Origin of the sequence: Microbispora rosea (assembly GCF_044460045.1) — a bacterium.
Lineage (GTDB): Bacteria > Actinomycetota > Actinomycetes > Streptosporangiales > Streptosporangiaceae > Microbispora > Microbispora rosea.
This window is the reverse complement of the sequence record NZ_JBITJO010000002.1, coordinates 962,295-976,642: the sequence shown is the minus strand read 5'-3', so window position 1 is coordinate 976,642 and position 14,348 is coordinate 962,295. Positions and strand designations below refer to the sequence as shown.

Here is a 14,348-nt window from a genome sequence, read left to right as displayed (position 1 = left end):
GGCGGCCCACCCCCGAGTCCGGGCGGCGGCCCACCCCCGAGTCCGGACGGAGTTGTAGACGTGGGGCAGCCCGTTCCGCCCCCTCTGATGACGTGGCCCCTATGGGCTGCACACCCTTGCCCGCCGCGTCTTTTCTGACGTACGGTGATCGTTCTGAGCCGATAACCGGCGCTTTGGCAGACAGGCCGGTTCTGTGCGCGGCGGGCGTATCGATCACGCTTTCGCTATTCTCCCCGATATGGCCGAATCGCTGAGGGGGACGCTGGCCTCGCGATACCACCTCCTGCGCCCGCTGGGCTCCGGCGGCATGGGCACGGTGTGGCTGGCCAGAGACTCCGTGCTCGACCGCGAGGTCGCGATCAAGGAACTCCGCCTCCCGGAGGGCCTCGGCGAGCGCGAGCGGGCCGAGCTGATCGCCAGGGTCATGCGCGAGGCGGAGGTCACCGCGCGCGTCCGGCATCCCGGGATCGTCGCACTCCACGACGTGCTCCTCCAGGACGGCAGGCCGTGGATCGTCATGGAGCTGCTGCACGGCCACGATCTCGCCCGGCAGATCACCGCGTACGGGCCGCTGGCGCACCGGCAGGTGGCGGACCTCGGCGCCCGCCTGCTCGACGCGTTGGGGGCCACGCACGCCGAGGGCGTGCAGCACCGGGACGTCAAGCCCGGCAATATCTTCCTCTCCGCCGACGGCCGGGTGCTCCTCACCGACTTCGGCATCGCCCGCCCGGCCGACCAGGCGTCGATCACCGAGGCCGGCCTGATGGTCGGCTCACCGGGGTTCATCGCCCCGGAACGGCTCGCGGGCGCGCCCGGCGGCCCGGCCGCCGACCTGTGGTCGCTCGCCGCCACCCTCTACACCGCCGTCGAGGGCGTCGCCCCCTACCAGGGCTCGCATTCCGAGGTGATCCGGGCGACCCTCACCCAGGATCCCCGTCCGCCGGTGCTCGCGGGCCCGCTCGGCCCGGTGCTGACGTGGATGATGGCGCGCGACCCGGCCGCCCGCCCCGACGCGGCGACCGCGCTCAGGCTGCTGCGGCAGGTGGCCGACGGCGGCGTTCCCGATCTCGGCCCCCGGCCCGGCCTGCGGATCGAGGCGCGGAAGCGGAGTCTCCGATGGTGGTACGCCGCCGGGGCCGTCGCCGTGGCAGGCGTCGCGGTCGCCGTGGCGGCGGTCGTGTTCTCCGTCAGGGCGGGCGATCCGCCCCGCGACCCCGTACGCCGGGTCTCGCCCACCTTCAACGGTGCCGTGGACCTGTGCCGCGCGCTGCCGGCCGAGGAGGCGCGGCGGATCCTGGGCGCCTCGGCGCAGCCCCGGCCGGGGAAGACGAGCTGCCAGTGGACCGTGAAGGGCAGCGGCGTCGAGCTGAGCGCCGAGACCGACTCCGACACCCCTGAGCCGTGGGGGCTCGACACGACCTCCGCGCAGACGCTGATGGAAGGGCTGCGCAGGCAGTACGCGTCGGGGCCGCGCGACGTGAGCTGGCTCTGGTACGAGATCGGCCTCGACCGGAGGACCCAGGCCATCGAGACGGCAGGACGGGAGACGCCGGGCCTGGCCGACGAGGCGTTCGCCGTCGACCTCACCACCCCGGAGGGCAGGGCACAGGCCGTCTACGTGTACTTCAGGCTCGGCGACCTCGTCATCCGGCTCCAGTACGCCGACCTCGACGTGAGCTCCCCGGCCGACCTCCGAGCCCGGGCCGTCGCGGCGTCGGCGTCGGCGGCCGAGGGCCTGAGGGGGCTGGCCTAGCCGTGGACGTGCTCGCCGGGCGATACCGCCTCGCCGAACCGCTCGGCGAGGGCGGCGGCGGCACGGTCTGGCGCGCCCACGACCAGCTGCTGCGCCGGGAGGTGGCGATCAAGCAGCTGCACGTCCCGCCGGACCTGGACGACCGGCAGCGCGCCGACTTCCTCGGCAGAGCCGTCGAGGAGGCCCGGGCGGCCGGACGGCTCACCCACCCGTCCATCGTGACGGTCCACGACGTCGTCGGGCACGCCGGGCAGCCGTGGATCGTCATGGATCTGGTGCCGGGCCGCTCCCTCGACAAGATCATCCGGGAGGACGGGCCGCTGGCCTCCGAACGCGTCGCCGAGATCGGGCTGGCCGTGCTCGACGCGCTGGAGGCGGCCCACGCCCGGGGCATCCTGCACCGCGACGTCAAACCGGCCAACGTCCTCATCGGCCCGGACGGCCGCGCCCTGCTCACCGACTTCGGGATCGCGGCGCCGCTCGGCGGCGCCGGGCACTCCTGGCAGAGCTCGGCGGGCTCGCCCAACTACATGGCCCCCGAACGGTTCCGCGACGAGCCGGACGGGCCGCCCTCCGACCTGTGGTCCCTCGGGGCCACGCTCTACACCGCCGTCGAAGGGGAGCCGCCCTTCCACCGCAACATGGCGGCCGCGCTCGTCGCCGCCGTCCTGCTCCACGAGCCCCGGCCGATGACCCGGGCCTCGCGGGTGCTCGCGTGGATCGTGGTCGCTCTGCTCGACAAGGACCCGGCGCGCCGTCCGCCGCCCGAGGTCGTACGGCAGGCCCTGCACGCCGCCGCCGCGCAGCCCGCCCCCGCTCCCGCACCCACCGGACGGCCCGCCGGAACATGGCGCCTCGTCGTCGTGGCGGCCCTGGTGGTAGTGGTCGGCCTTGCGGCGGGCCTGGGCGCCTGGTTTCTCTTGTCCGGGAAACAGGGCGGCTCGGGGCGCTTCGCCGGCGCCCCCGACGCCTGCCGGAGCCTGACAGACGCGCAGATCCGTGACCTCCTCGGCGCCACGCCGCGTGGGGAAGCCGCCGAGGGGCGATGCGAGTGGAAGGAGCACATCACCGGCCACGACGGAACGATCACGGTCGGATACCGGTTGCCGTCCGAGGGGGAGGGGGAGGGGGAGGCGGCGGCCTCCCGTGACCTCGCGGCGGAGCGGGCCTCGCGGGGCGCCGCCGCGCGCGACCGGCCCGGGATCGCCGACGAGGCCTTCACCTGTGACTCCTCCGACCCCGCCGCCGGGACCACCGGGGCCACGGTCTGGTTCCGCCGCAGCAATCTCATCGTCGAGGTCGCCTACCGGCGTGCCGGTGACCCCTCGGTCACCCCGGCCGACCGGCGCACGGCCGAGCGCGCAGCCGAACTCGTCGGCATCGGGCTCGGGTGACCTCCCGCTCAGCATCTGTAGGAGACCCCCATGACCAGCGGTGACGACGCCCCCGTCGAGCCCGGCGAGACGCCTCCCCGGGACGACCGCCCCCGGCAGGGCATGCCGCCGTACCCGCCTCAGGGCTACCCCCAGCCGGGAGCGCCGGTCCAGCCGGGAGTGCCGCCGTACCCGCCCCCGTACGGTCCGCCGCCCGGGTCCCAGCCCGATCCGCCGCCCGGTTCGCAGCCGTCCGGCGCACAGCCCGGTTCGCCGTTCGGTTCGCAGCCGGGTGCGCAGCCGTCCGGCGCACAGCCCGGGGCCCAGCCCGGCATGCCCGCGGCTCAACCGCCTCACCCGGGTGGGTATCCCGGTTCACCACCGGGTCCGCAATCGCAGCCGGGCGGGTACCCGGGTTCACCGCCGGGTCCGCAGCCGCAGCCGGGTGCTTATCCCGGTCCACTGCCAATTTCCCAGCCGCAGCCGGGTGCCTACTCGGGTCCCCAGCCGGGTGCGTATCCCGGTTCACCGCCGGGTCCGCAATCGCAGCCGGGTGCGCACCCCGGTCCTCAGCCTCAGCTGGGCGGGTACCCAAGTTCACCGCCGGGTTCCCAGCCGCAGCCGGGCGCGTATCCCGGTCCGCAGGCGCAGCAGGGCGGGTATCCCGCCCCTGGGCCCTATCCCGGCCCTTCCGGGGCTCAGCCCGGTCCGCCGTTCGGTTCGCAGCCGGGTGCGCAGCCGGGGGTGTACCCCGGTTCCCAGCCGCAGCAGGGCGGGTACTCGAGCCCATATCCCGGTCTGCCGCCCGGGCCGCAGCCGCAGCCCCATCCCGGTGCCTACCCGGGTGCCGTGCCCGGGGGCGCCCCGCAGCCGTCTCGATCACCCCAGTCGAATCCCTATCCATCGCCGGGCGGGCAGGGTGGGCCGGGTGGTCCGCCGCTTGGGACGCCGGGGCAGGGGTGGCAGGCGGCGACGCCGCCCCCGCCCGAGTTGTGGCAGATGCCGACCCAGCCCTCCGCCCCCGCGCGGCGGGTGTGGGTGCTGCCGGTGGCGGCGATCGTCGCCGTGCTGGTGGTGGCCGGGGGGACGTTCGCGTTCATGACGGTGCGCCAGACGGGGACTCCCGCCAAGGCGGGAGCGACGACGGCGGCGACGGCCGAGAAGTCGGCGTCGGCCGCGCCGGTGGCGGCGACCGCCGACGTGTGCTCGATGCTCGACCCGGACGAGGCCGAGCGACTCGTGCCGGGAGCCACGATCGACTCCTCGACGAACGACAACCGTGGCGACACCCTCGTCAGCTACGTCCGCTACACGTGCGGCTGGGTCAACCGGAACATCTCGTACAAGGACGTCACCCGCAGCCGTGAGATCACGGTGAACGTGTCGAAGTACGAGGCGATCGGGACGACCACGGCGGAGAAGGCGGCGCGGATCCAGTTCGACGGTGAGTTCAAGCAGTACAAGTACCAGTCGACCCATTCGGACGAGGAGCACTACTACTCGCCGGTCCGGGAGTACCAGGGCGTCGGAGACCAGGCGGCCGCGCAGTACCAATGGACCCGGGAGGGGGACAAGTACTGGTACTCCTTCGGCCAGGGAGTCGGCCGGGTGGGCGACGTGGTCTTCCAGGTGAAGTTCGAGGCGAGCCAGAAGAAGAAGGAAGCCGATTTCCTGTCGACGGAGAGCACGCAGTCGATCACCGAGGAGAACGCCCTGCGTGAGGTGAAGGGCCTGCTCGGGCAGCTCGCCAAGTCGGTGACCGCCTGGCGGGCCGGGCAGCCGCTGCCGTACCACGCGCGTCCCAAGCCGAGCCCGTCAGCGTCGCCCTCACCCACCCGGATCCCCCTGCCCAAGGCCTGCGTGAGCCTCAAGACGCTGGCCGCCACCCTGGTGCCGGACACCGAGGGCGCGGCGGTGCGGAGCAAGGAGGGCCACTCGAACGTCTCCCAGTGCCAGTGGTGGAACGAGAAGCTGCCGCTCGGCGGAGGCAAGGTCCGGTGGCGCAACCTGCGTGTCGCCATCCACACCTTCTGGGACGCGGAATCCGCCCGTTACTACCTCATCGATCAGCGCTCGAAGACCAAGTTCACGGCGAGCAGCGAGATCGGCGGCATCAAGTGGGGCAAGGTCGAGAAGCTGGCCGGCTTCGGGCAGGAGGCGTTCGGCCAGGCGATCCGGCAACGCACCGACACGGCCCAGGGCAACCGGTACGAGATCTACGCGCTGGACGGCAAGAACGTCATATGGGTGCTGCTGTCGGGCAGCGACCGTCCGGAGAACACACCGATCAACGCGCCCGACTCCGTCCTCATGGACCCGAAGGAGGCGGCCACCGGGGCGAAGTCCGTGGCCAAAGCCCTGCTCGGCGCCCTGTAAGCCGGTGTTCGTGCAGGTTCACGCGGGTATTTCCCCCCTCGACCGCGAGTCGACGGGGGGAAAACCATGGCTACCTGTGAGGTCTGCGGCAACGATTACGACATGGCCTTCGAAGTGCACACGCAGGGAGCGGTGCACGTCTTCGACAGTTTCGAATGCGCCATCAGCCGGATGGCGCCGGTATGCGAGCACTGCGGGTGCCGCATCGTGGGCCACGGCTCCGAGCTCGACGGCCGCTGGTTCTGCTGCGCGCACTGCGCCCGGGAGGCCGGCGCGACCAGGATTGTCGACAGAGAGGTCACCGGTGCCGTCGCACGCTAGTGCGCAGTCCGCCACCGTTCACCGGCTGGGGGAGCGGAGCGCGGCGCGGCTTGTTTTGCCGGACACGCCCAAGGGCGGCGGGCCACCGTGACAGTCGTGAGGGCCTCCGAGCGGGATCGACTCCCGCGGGAGGCCCTCATGCCGTATGTCAGGGCTCGAACGCGACCAGCCGGATGATGAGGAATCCCTCGCCCTCGCGCTTCGGCGGCAGCGTGGTGCCCGGCACGGCCTCGAACACCTCCGGATGCTCGTCCCTGGTCACCACGCCGAACAGGTCGTCCGGCAGGGTCATGCCCAACGCCATGGCACGCCTCGCCGCGGCGTAGAAACTGCCGCCCGCCTCCAGGTCGGCGGCGACCGTCTCGGCCGCGGGCCGGTCGGGCACCCGGATGCGGGCCACCCGGGCCCGCTCCGGCCGGGCCGATCGGGCACGGAGATAGTCCTCGATCTCCCACACGAGCAACTCGCCGAGGTAATGCGACATATCCCTCTTCACGGGGCTCAGACTCGCCTATGGCGGTTGATTCCCGTTTGCACTCCGTTTGCTCTGTGTTCGGCCTTCCGGCGTCCGTGTTTCCGGCGCCCGTGTTTCCGGTGCCGGCCGAGGGCCCGCCGGGGCCCGCTCATCTCGCCCGGGTGCTTGCCCCTGGATTCACATGACGCTCCACGGTAGTCTTTTAGTTAGTTTCGTAGCCAAACAAATGACGGAGGAGCGAGTGCCACCAGGTTACCCGGGAGGCGCTGGGACCGGTGGCCGGTGCCAAGCCGGGCGCGGCGCTGCCCGTGCGTTCGCGAGTGCCACGACTCCGGCCGCTGCTGTCGTGTCAAATTGCTTGCAATTGCGGCATGATGAGCCCGAGCGGGAACGGGGCGGACATTGATCACATCGCACAACGGGCCACAGCCGGCCGACTTCACCGACGTGCGGGCGACCAACCTCGCGGTCGTGCTGCGGTTCGTCCGGGAGAACGCCCCCTGCTCGCGTGCCGACATCGCCGCCTCGACGGGCCTCAACAAGGCCACCGTGTCCAGCCTGGTCGCCGACCTCATCGACCGGCGACTGCTCCGGGAGACCGGCCTGACCGAGCACCGCGTGGGCCGGCCCGCCACCATGCTCGTCCTGGACGGCTCGCCGTACGCCGCGATCGGCATCGAGGTCAACGTCGACTACATCACGGCGGTCGCGGTGGACCTCAAGGGCGAGGAGCTCCTGAACTGGCGGCGGTCCTTTCCCGGCGGGACCTCCAGCGCGGCCCAGGCGGTCGTCGCCATGGCGGCGCTCGCCCGGCGGGTCGTCAGCCGGATGACCAAGGAGGCCCGGCAGGTGCTCGGCCTGACCGTGGCCGTGCCCGGGCTGGTCGACGTCAACGGGATCGTGCGGGTCGCCCCCAACCTGGGCTGGCGTGACGCGGACCTGGCGGGCGACCTCACCAAGGCGCTGCGCGACCCCGGCTTCCCCGTGCTCGTGGACAACGACGCCAACCTCGCCGCCCTGGCCGAGCACCGGTTCGGGCCCCACCGCAACGCCGCCAACCTCGTCTACGTGACCGGCGAGGTCGGCGTGGGCGCGGGCATCGTCATGGACGGCCGGCTCAGGCGGGGCGGGCAGGGCTTCAGCGGAGAGATCGGTCACATCGAGATCGACCCCGCCGGGCCCACCTGCCGCTGCGGCCGGCGCGGCTGCCTGGAGGCCGTCGGCGGGATCGGCGCGATCCTCGCCCACACGGCGCCCGACGCCTCGCCGTCCGAGCTCGAACTCGAGATCGACGAGGTCGTACGGCGCGCCCGCGACGGCGAGCCGGACATCCTCGCGCTGCTGGAGGGCGTGGGACGCCACCTCGGCAGGGGAATGGCCGCCGTGGCCAACCTGCTCAACCCGGAGGTGGTGATCCTCGGGGGCTACTACGTGCCGCTGGCGCCCTGGCTCGTCGCGTGCGCGGAGGAGGAGATGTTCGGCAGGGTGCTCGCCCCCGGCGGGGGAGGCTGCCGCCTGGAGGTGTCCACGCTCGGGTACGGCGCGGCCGCGCTCGGGGCCGCCGCGCGGGTGCTCGACTCGGTCGACTCCGGGCGCCTGCCCGCGCAGCGCTGACCGTCGTCCCCCGGGGCCGGGCGGGCCGTTCCCCGCGGCAGCCGTACGAATATCGAGGGCGATGCGAACCCGGCCGGGGCGTGATGCGTCGAACAACGCACTGTCGACGAATTGGACCATCATGAAGACTCGCCTGCTGCTCTGCACCGCGCTCACGGCCGCGCTGGCCGCCCCCGCACTGGCCGCCCCCGCGTCCGCCGCTCCGGCCGCGGCCTCCGCCGCGCCCAAACCCCTCACCGGGGTCGCCGTCTACCTCTCGTACGGCAAGGGGTTCCCGGTCAGCCGTTATGAGCCAGGCAAGGGCTTCACGAAGCTGGGCGCCATGCCGATGACGAGCCAGTTCTCCGCCTCCCCGGACGGCAGGAAGCTCGCCTGGATCACCGCCGCCGGGTACGTGCGGGTCGGCGACGGCCGCAGGGTCACGACCGCGGCCAAGGGCGCCGCGGCCGGGTTCCCGTGCGCCACCCCGGTCTGGTCGCCCGACTCCAGGCAGGTCGCGTACGTGGGGAAGGGCAACTCCGACGCGGCCGCCGTCTCGGTCGTCGGCGCCGACGGCAGGGGCCGCAGGAAGGCGGGCACGACCCTCGGGGTGTGCCACCTGGCCTGGTCGGCGGGCGGCCGCTACCTCGCCGGGTACGCCGGGACGACCGAGGGCGTGTACCGCCTCGACGTGAAGACCGGCAAGGCGACCAAGGTCAGGGGCGTCGGCCTCGCCAACCACGTGCAGAGCCTGTCGCCCGACGGCTCGAAGGTCGTCGTGGCGCCGCTGTCGAGGAACGCGCCGGGGGGCGACGGCTCCTGGCCGGGAGGCTTCCGCCCGGCCGTGGTCGACGTGACCACGGGAAAGAAGATCGCCATCCCGGTGAAGGGCTCGCTCATCGGCGCCTTCTACCTGCGCGACGGCCGTCTGGTCGTCCGGGTCGCCGGGCGCACCGCCAACACCCTCGTCGTGCTCGACAAGAACGGCAGGCAGGTGCAGCGCCTGGCCGAGCCCGCCGCGGCCAGGCGGCAGGCGCTGCTGCAGATCGTCGGCTGACCTGAGGCTTCCGGCCGCGGCCGGAAGGGGCGGGCGCGGACCGGCCGGGACTCCGGCCCGCGCCCGTCGACACCGATGGGACATCGGGGTGAAAGCCGGTGCGACGGGGGTCTTGACCTGAGCCGAGGATGAGGGCACTCTTCCGGATAAGCCCGGATTTACACGACGGAAACTTCCGGTAACCCTTTCGAAGCGCTTCGACAGCGGCGCTTCTCCAACCGAACATGCGGATCCTCGCGACGCCCCCATGGGCGCGTTTTTCGGCAGGTCATCGAAGCGCTTCGACGCGAAGGGTGAGTCTCCAGATGAACGAACCGGCGAGACATGACCAGGACCCGGCATTCCGGAACCCCGCGCTGTCTCCCGCCGAACGGGTGGACGACCTGCTCGGCAGGCTCACGCTCGACGAGAAGATCGGCCTGCTGCACCAATACCAGGCGCCGGTGGAACGGCTCGGCCTGCGGGGCTTCCGCACCGGCACCGAGGCCCTGCACGGCCTGGCCTGGCACGGCCCGGCCACCGTCTTCCCCCAGGCCGTCGGCCTGGCCAGCACCTGGAACCCGGACCTGGTCCGCCAGGTGGGCGAGGCGACCGGCGACGAGGTCATGGCCTATCACCACAAGGACCCGCAGAGCGTGGGCCGCAACGTCTGGGCGCCGGTGGTCAACCCGCTGCGCGACCCGCGCTGGGGCCGCAACGAGGAGGGCTACTCCGAGGACCCCTGGCTGACCGGCGTCATGGGCACGGCCTACGCCCGCGGCCTGCGCGGCGGCCACGCCGTGCTGAAGACGGCGCCCACGCTGAAGCACTTCCTGGGCTACAACAACGAGACCGACCGGTGCGTGACCTCCAGCGGCCTGCCGCCGCGGGTGCTGCACGAATACGAGCTCAAGGCGTTCCGCCCGGCCGTCGAGTCGGGGGCCGCGGTGGCCGTCATGCCGTCGTACAACCTCGTCAACGGGCGGCCCGCGCACCTGTCGCCGCTGATCGGCAGTCACCTGCGGACGTGGGCGCCCGACGACGTCCTCGTGGTCAGCGACGCGTACGCGCCGGGGAACCTCGCCGGGCTACAGGGCTACCACAAGGACCTGCCGGAGGCGTACGCGCACGCGATCAAGGCCGGGCTGGACAGCTTCACCCAGGACGACGCGGACACCGCCGCCACCCTGGGCCACGTCAGGGCCGCGCTCGACCGCGGCCTGCTGACCGAGGCCGACGTCGACGCCGCCGCCCGGCACACGCTGTCGATCCGGGTGCGGCTCGGCGAGTTCGACCCCGCCACGCCGTACGACGACATCACCCACGACGTCGTCAACAGCCCCGAGCACCGGCGTCTCGCCCGGGAGGCGGCCCGCCAGTCGATCACCCTGCTGAAGAACGACGGTCTGCTCCCGCTGGCCGCCCCGCGTACGGTCGCGGTGATCGGCCCGCTTGCCGACGCGTTGTTCAAGGACTGGTACAGCGGCACGCTGCCCTACCAGGTCACGGCCCTGGCGGGGCTCGCCGAGCGGTGCGAGACCGTCTACTGCGAGGGCGCCGACCGGGTGGCGCTGCGCACCGAGGGCGGGTACGTCGGCGCGTCCGCCGACCCCGACGGCGGGCCGCTGCACGTGGGGAGCGAGCGCTCCTGCTTCGACGTGTTCGACTGGGGCGGCGGCGCGTTCGCGTTCCGCTCCTGCGCCAACGGGCGGCACGTGTCGGCGGGCGAGGACGGCGTGCTGTCCAACGACCAGCCGGGACCGAACGGCTGGGAGGTGCGCCAGACCTTCCGGATCGAGGAGCGGCCGAGGGGCGTGGTGCTGCGCAACATCTCCTCGGGCCGGTACGTCACCGTGGCCGACGGCGTCGTGCGCACGACCGACGACCCCGACGCCGCGTCCGTGCTGTCCCTGGAGCCGGTGGAGAGCGGCGCGGCCCGCGCGGCGGAGGCGGCGGCCCGCGCCGACGTCGCGATCGTCGTGCTGGGCGACCACCCGCTGGTGAACGGCCGCGAGACCGAGGACCGCGCGACGCTGGCGCTGCCCGAGCGGCAGGAGGCCCTGCTGAAGGCCGTCCACGCGGCCAACCCGGCGACCGTGCTGGTGGTCTCCAGCGGCTACCCCTTCGCCGTGACCTGGGCACAGGAGCACCTGCCCGCGATCGTCTGGTCGGCCCACGGCGGCCAGGAGTACGGCCACGCGCTCGCCGGCGTGCTGCTCGGCGACGACGGACCGGGCGGCCGCCTCACCCAGACGTGGTACCGCTCGGCCGCCGACCTGCCGGACCTGTTCGACTACGACATCATCGCCTCGGACGCCACCTACCTCTACTACCGTGGCCGGCCGCTCTACCCGTTCGGGCACGGTTTGAGCTACACCCGCTTCGCCTACTCCGATCTGGAGCTGTCGTCGGCCGACCTCGCCGAGGGCGGCACACTGACCGCCCGGGTGACCGTGACGAACGCGGGCGAGCGCGAGGGGGAGGAGGTCGTGCAGTTCTACACCCACCAGCGGCGCTCCCGGGTGAAGCAGCCGCTGCGCCAACTGCGCGGCTTCGTCAAGGTGCGGCTCGCGCCGGGCGAGAGCCGTACGGTGTCGGTGGACGTGCCGGTCGCCGACCTGGCCTTCTGGGACGTGACGCGCGGCAGGTTCGTGGTCGAGGAGGCCACGCACAAGGTGCAGGTGGGCGCATCGTCGGGGGACATCCGGCTGTGCGCGTCGTTCCGCGTGCGCGGCGAACGAATCCCGCCGCGTGATCTGACCTCGGGGCCACTGGACGCGGCCGATCACGACGAGTACGACGGTGTGGTGCTGTGCGACGCCGCTCTCGACTCCGGCGACGCGGTCCGCTCCACGGGACCGGGGGCGTGGGTCGCCTTCAAGGACTGCGACCTCGGCGATCGGGGCTCGTCCGCCTGCGTGCTCGCGGTGTCGAGCGACGAGGGGGGCGTGGTCACGCTCCGGCTCGACGATCCTCTGATCGGCGAGGTCGCCGGCGCGGTCAGCGTCCCGCCCACGGCGACCAGGCATGATTTCGTGGAGGTGAGCACCCCTCTGGCGGGAGCCGCGGGAGTGCGCGATCTTTATGTGGTGTACGAGAGCGAGGGGGTCACGGTGAGCGCGCTGGGGTTCTGCCCGTGAGGACCGTGACGATCGCCGACGTCGCCAAGCACGCGGGGGTGGCCGTCAGCACGGTCTCGTACGTGCTGAGCGGCAAGCGGGCGATCTCGGCGACCACCCGGCAGCGGGTCCTGGACAGCGTGCGGGTCCTCGGTTACCACCCCAACGCCGGCGCCCGCGCGCTGGCGAGCAAGCGAGCGAAGGTCATCGCCCTGGTGCTGCCGCTGCGGGCCGGCATGAACCTGCCGGTCCTGATGCAGTTCGCGACCTCGGTCGTCACCACGGCCCGCCAGTACGACCACGACGTGCTGCTCATGACGGCCGACGAGGGGGCGGACGGGCTGCATCGGGTGGCGGCCAGCGCGCTGGTCGACGGGCTGTTGCTGATGGACGTGGAGATCCACGACCCCCGCGTGCCGCTGCTGCGCAAGCTCGCCGAGCCGAGCGTGCTGATCGGTTTCCCCGCCGACCCCGAGGGGCTGACCTGCGTCGACCTCGACTTCGCCCACGCCGGGGCGCTGTGCGCCGACCACCTGGCCGACCTCGGGCATCGCGAGATCGCGCTGCTCGGCGCGCCGCGCGTGGTCTACGAGCGCGGCACGGGTTTCGCGGAGCGGACGATGGCGGGTTTCGTCGAGGCGGCCCGGCGGCACGGCATCGAGGCCGACGCACGGCCCTGCGAGGAGTCGTTCGACGAGATCCACGCCGCCGTGAAGCTGCTCCTCGACGAGCGGCCGGGGCTGTCCGGGCTCGTCGTGCACAACGAGGCGGCCGCCGGCCATGTGCTGGGGGCGTTGCGGATCCTCGGGAGGCGGGTGCCCGAGGACGTCTCGGTGGTGGCGATCTGCCCGGACGACATCGCCGAGCGGGCCAGCCCCGCGCTGACCTCCGTGCTCATTCCCGCCGAGGACGTCGGCAGGCAGGCGGTCCGGCTGCTCATGGCCAAGCTGGAGGGCCAGGCCGTGCCGGAGTCGACGCTCCTCGAACCTCGGCTGACGATTCGCGAAAGTTCACGATGACCTCTTTTCCCGACGGCTTTCTTTGGGGGGCCGCGACCGCGTCGTACCAGATCGAAGGAGCGGTCCACGCCGACGGTCGCGTCCCCTCGATCTGGGACACCTTCTCCCACACCCCCGGGATGGTCGCCGACGGCCACACCGGCGACGTGGCCTGCGATCACTACCACCGCTATCTCGAGGACGTCGAGATCATGGCGTGGCTGGGGCTCAAGGCCTACCGGTTCTCGGTGGCCTGGCCGCGCCTGGCCGACCTGAGCTTCTACGACCGGCTCGTCGACGCCCTGCTCGCCAAGGGCATCACGCCCGTCGCGACGCTCTATCACTGGGACCTCCCGCAGACGCTGCAGGACACGGGCGGCTGGACCAACCGTGAGACGGCCTTCCGGTTCGCCGACTACGCCGCCGTCGTACACCGGCGACTCGGCGACCGCGTCGGCCTCTGGACGACGCTCAACGAGCCCTGGGTGTCGGCGTTCGTCGGGCACGGTTCGGGCCGGCACGCGCCCGGGGTGACCGACCCGGCCGCCGCGTTCACCGCCGCCCACAACCTGATGCTCGGGCACGGCCTGGCCGTGCAGGCGCTGCGGGCGGGGGGCGCGGAGTCCGTCTCGCTGACGCTCAACCTGACGCCGATCCTCGGCGACCCCGAGCCGGCCCGCCTGATCGACGGGCTGGCGAACCGGCTGTTCCTCGACCCCGTGCTGCGTGGCGAGTACCCCGCCGACGTCCTCGCCCACCTGGAGCGTTTCACCAAGGTCAACCTGGACGACCTGCCGACGATCGCGCAGCCGATCGACGTGCTCGGCGTCAACTACTACACGGTCAACCGGGTGGTCGCCGACCCCTCGTCCGAGGGGCATCTGGAGTATCCGGGCAGCGAGGGCATCGCCTGGGAGGACCCGCACGGTGAGGTCACCGAGATGGACTGGGAGATCAACCCCGCCGGTCTCGAGGACCTGCTCGTACGGCTGTCGCGCGACTACCCGGGCGTGCCCCTGATGATCACGGAGAACGGGGCCGCCGTTCCCGACGGGGTGTCCGACCCCAGCCGGATCTCCTACCTCGACGCCCACTTCCGCGCCGCCCGGTCGGCGATGGACCGGGGCGCCGACCTGCGCGGCTACTTCGTGTGGTCGCTGATGGACAACTTCGAGTGGGCCCGGGGCTACCAGAAGCGGTTCGGGCTCGTCCGCGTCGACTACGACACGCTGGAGCGCACGCCGCGCGACAGCGCCCGCTGGTATCGCGAGGTGATCGCCGGGAACGGCCTGGCGGACTGAGGC

General features: G+C 72.5%; 10 protein-coding genes. 9 read left to right on the top strand and 1 reads right to left on the bottom strand.

Features of this window, described 5'->3' with window-relative positions:
* Window positions 1-238: 238 nt before the first annotated feature.
* The 4 genes from ACIBK1_RS11780 (at window position 239) to ACIBK1_RS11765 (ending at window position 5,823) form a co-directional block, all read left to right on the top strand.
* The gene (locus ACIBK1_RS11780) at window positions 239-1,753 is read left to right on the top strand and encodes a serine/threonine-protein kinase (RefSeq protein WP_396734294.1); all 1,515 of its coding nucleotides are present in this window, start codon (window positions 239-241) and stop codon (window positions 1,751-1,753) included.
* A gap of 2 nt (window positions 1,754-1,755) precedes the next feature.
* Complete coding sequence (locus ACIBK1_RS11775; protein WP_396734291.1) at window positions 1,756-3,147, top strand: serine/threonine-protein kinase; 1,392 nt, start codon at window positions 1,756-1,758, stop codon at window positions 3,145-3,147.
* 978 nt (window positions 3,148-4,125) lie between these two features.
* A complete protein-coding gene (locus ACIBK1_RS11770) occupies window positions 4,126-5,502 on the top strand; it encodes a hypothetical protein (RefSeq protein WP_030505733.1) in 1,377 nt (458 codons plus the stop codon).
* Window positions 5,503-5,568: 66 nt separating this feature from the next.
* Window positions 5,569-5,823 carry a hypothetical protein gene (locus ACIBK1_RS11765; protein ID WP_030505732.1) on the top strand — a complete coding sequence of 85 codons (255 nt, stop codon included), beginning with the start codon at window positions 5,569-5,571 and terminating at the stop codon, window positions 5,821-5,823.
* 148 nt (window positions 5,824-5,971) lie between these two features.
* Here the strand turns inward: ACIBK1_RS11765 and ACIBK1_RS11760 are convergent, their stop codons facing one another.
* Window positions 5,972-6,307 carry a peptidylprolyl isomerase gene (locus tag ACIBK1_RS11760; RefSeq protein ID WP_030505731.1) on the bottom strand — a complete coding sequence of 112 codons (336 nt, stop codon included), beginning with the start codon at window positions 6,305-6,307 and terminating at the stop codon, window positions 5,972-5,974.
* 393 nt (window positions 6,308-6,700) lie between these two features.
* On the opposite strand from ACIBK1_RS11760, the gene ACIBK1_RS11755 reads away from it, so the two are divergent.
* From ACIBK1_RS11755 to ACIBK1_RS11735, 5 genes are all read left to right on the top strand, one after another.
* The gene (locus tag ACIBK1_RS11755; protein WP_396734287.1) at window positions 6,701-7,912 is read left to right on the top strand and encodes an ROK family protein; all 1,212 of its coding nucleotides are present in this window, start codon (window positions 6,701-6,703) and stop codon (window positions 7,910-7,912) included.
* 121 nt (window positions 7,913-8,033) lie between these two features.
* Complete coding sequence (locus tag ACIBK1_RS11750; RefSeq protein ID WP_396734284.1) at window positions 8,034-8,948, top strand: TolB family protein; 915 nt, start codon at window positions 8,034-8,036, stop codon at window positions 8,946-8,948.
* 305 nt (window positions 8,949-9,253) lie between these two features.
* Complete coding sequence (locus tag ACIBK1_RS11745) at window positions 9,254-12,067, top strand: glycoside hydrolase family 3 C-terminal domain-containing protein (RefSeq protein ID WP_396734281.1); 2,814 nt, start codon at window positions 9,254-9,256, stop codon at window positions 12,065-12,067.
* Window positions 12,058-13,065: a LacI family DNA-binding transcriptional regulator gene (locus tag ACIBK1_RS11740; protein WP_076434442.1), complete on the top strand. Its 1,008-nt coding sequence runs from the start codon at window positions 12,058-12,060 to the stop codon at window positions 13,063-13,065. The genes ACIBK1_RS11745 and ACIBK1_RS11740 overlap by 10 nt, the downstream gene beginning before the upstream one ends.
* Entirely contained in the window at window positions 13,062-14,345 is a 1,284-nt protein-coding gene (locus tag ACIBK1_RS11735; protein WP_396734278.1) for a GH1 family beta-glucosidase, read from the top strand. Before ACIBK1_RS11740 ends, ACIBK1_RS11735 begins: the two co-directional genes overlap by 4 nt.
* The last annotated feature ends 3 nt before the right edge of the window (window positions 14,346-14,348 follow it).

Bases quoted from the DNA above. Each gene is read 5' to 3' on its own strand.
- ACIBK1_RS11780 (WP_396734294.1), top strand. From the start codon at position 239: ATGGCCGAATCGCTGAGGGGGACGCTGGCCTCGCGATACCACCTCCTG.
- ACIBK1_RS11770 (WP_030505733.1), top strand. From the start codon at position 4,126: ATGCCGACCCAGCCCTCCGCCCCCGCGCGGCGGGTGTGGGTGCTGCCG.
- ACIBK1_RS11765 (WP_030505732.1), top strand. From the start codon at position 5,569: ATGGCTACCTGTGAGGTCTGCGGCAACGATTACGACATGGCCTTCGAA.
- ACIBK1_RS11760 (WP_030505731.1), bottom strand. From the start codon at position 6,307: ATGTCGCATTACCTCGGCGAGTTGCTCGTGTGGGAGATCGAGGACTAT.
- ACIBK1_RS11750 (WP_396734284.1), top strand. From the start codon at position 8,034: ATGAAGACTCGCCTGCTGCTCTGCACCGCGCTCACGGCCGCGCTGGCC.
- ACIBK1_RS11745 (WP_396734281.1), top strand. From the start codon at position 9,254: ATGAACGAACCGGCGAGACATGACCAGGACCCGGCATTCCGGAACCCC.
- ACIBK1_RS11735 (WP_396734278.1), top strand. From the start codon at position 13,062: ATGACCTCTTTTCCCGACGGCTTTCTTTGGGGGGCCGCGACCGCGTCG.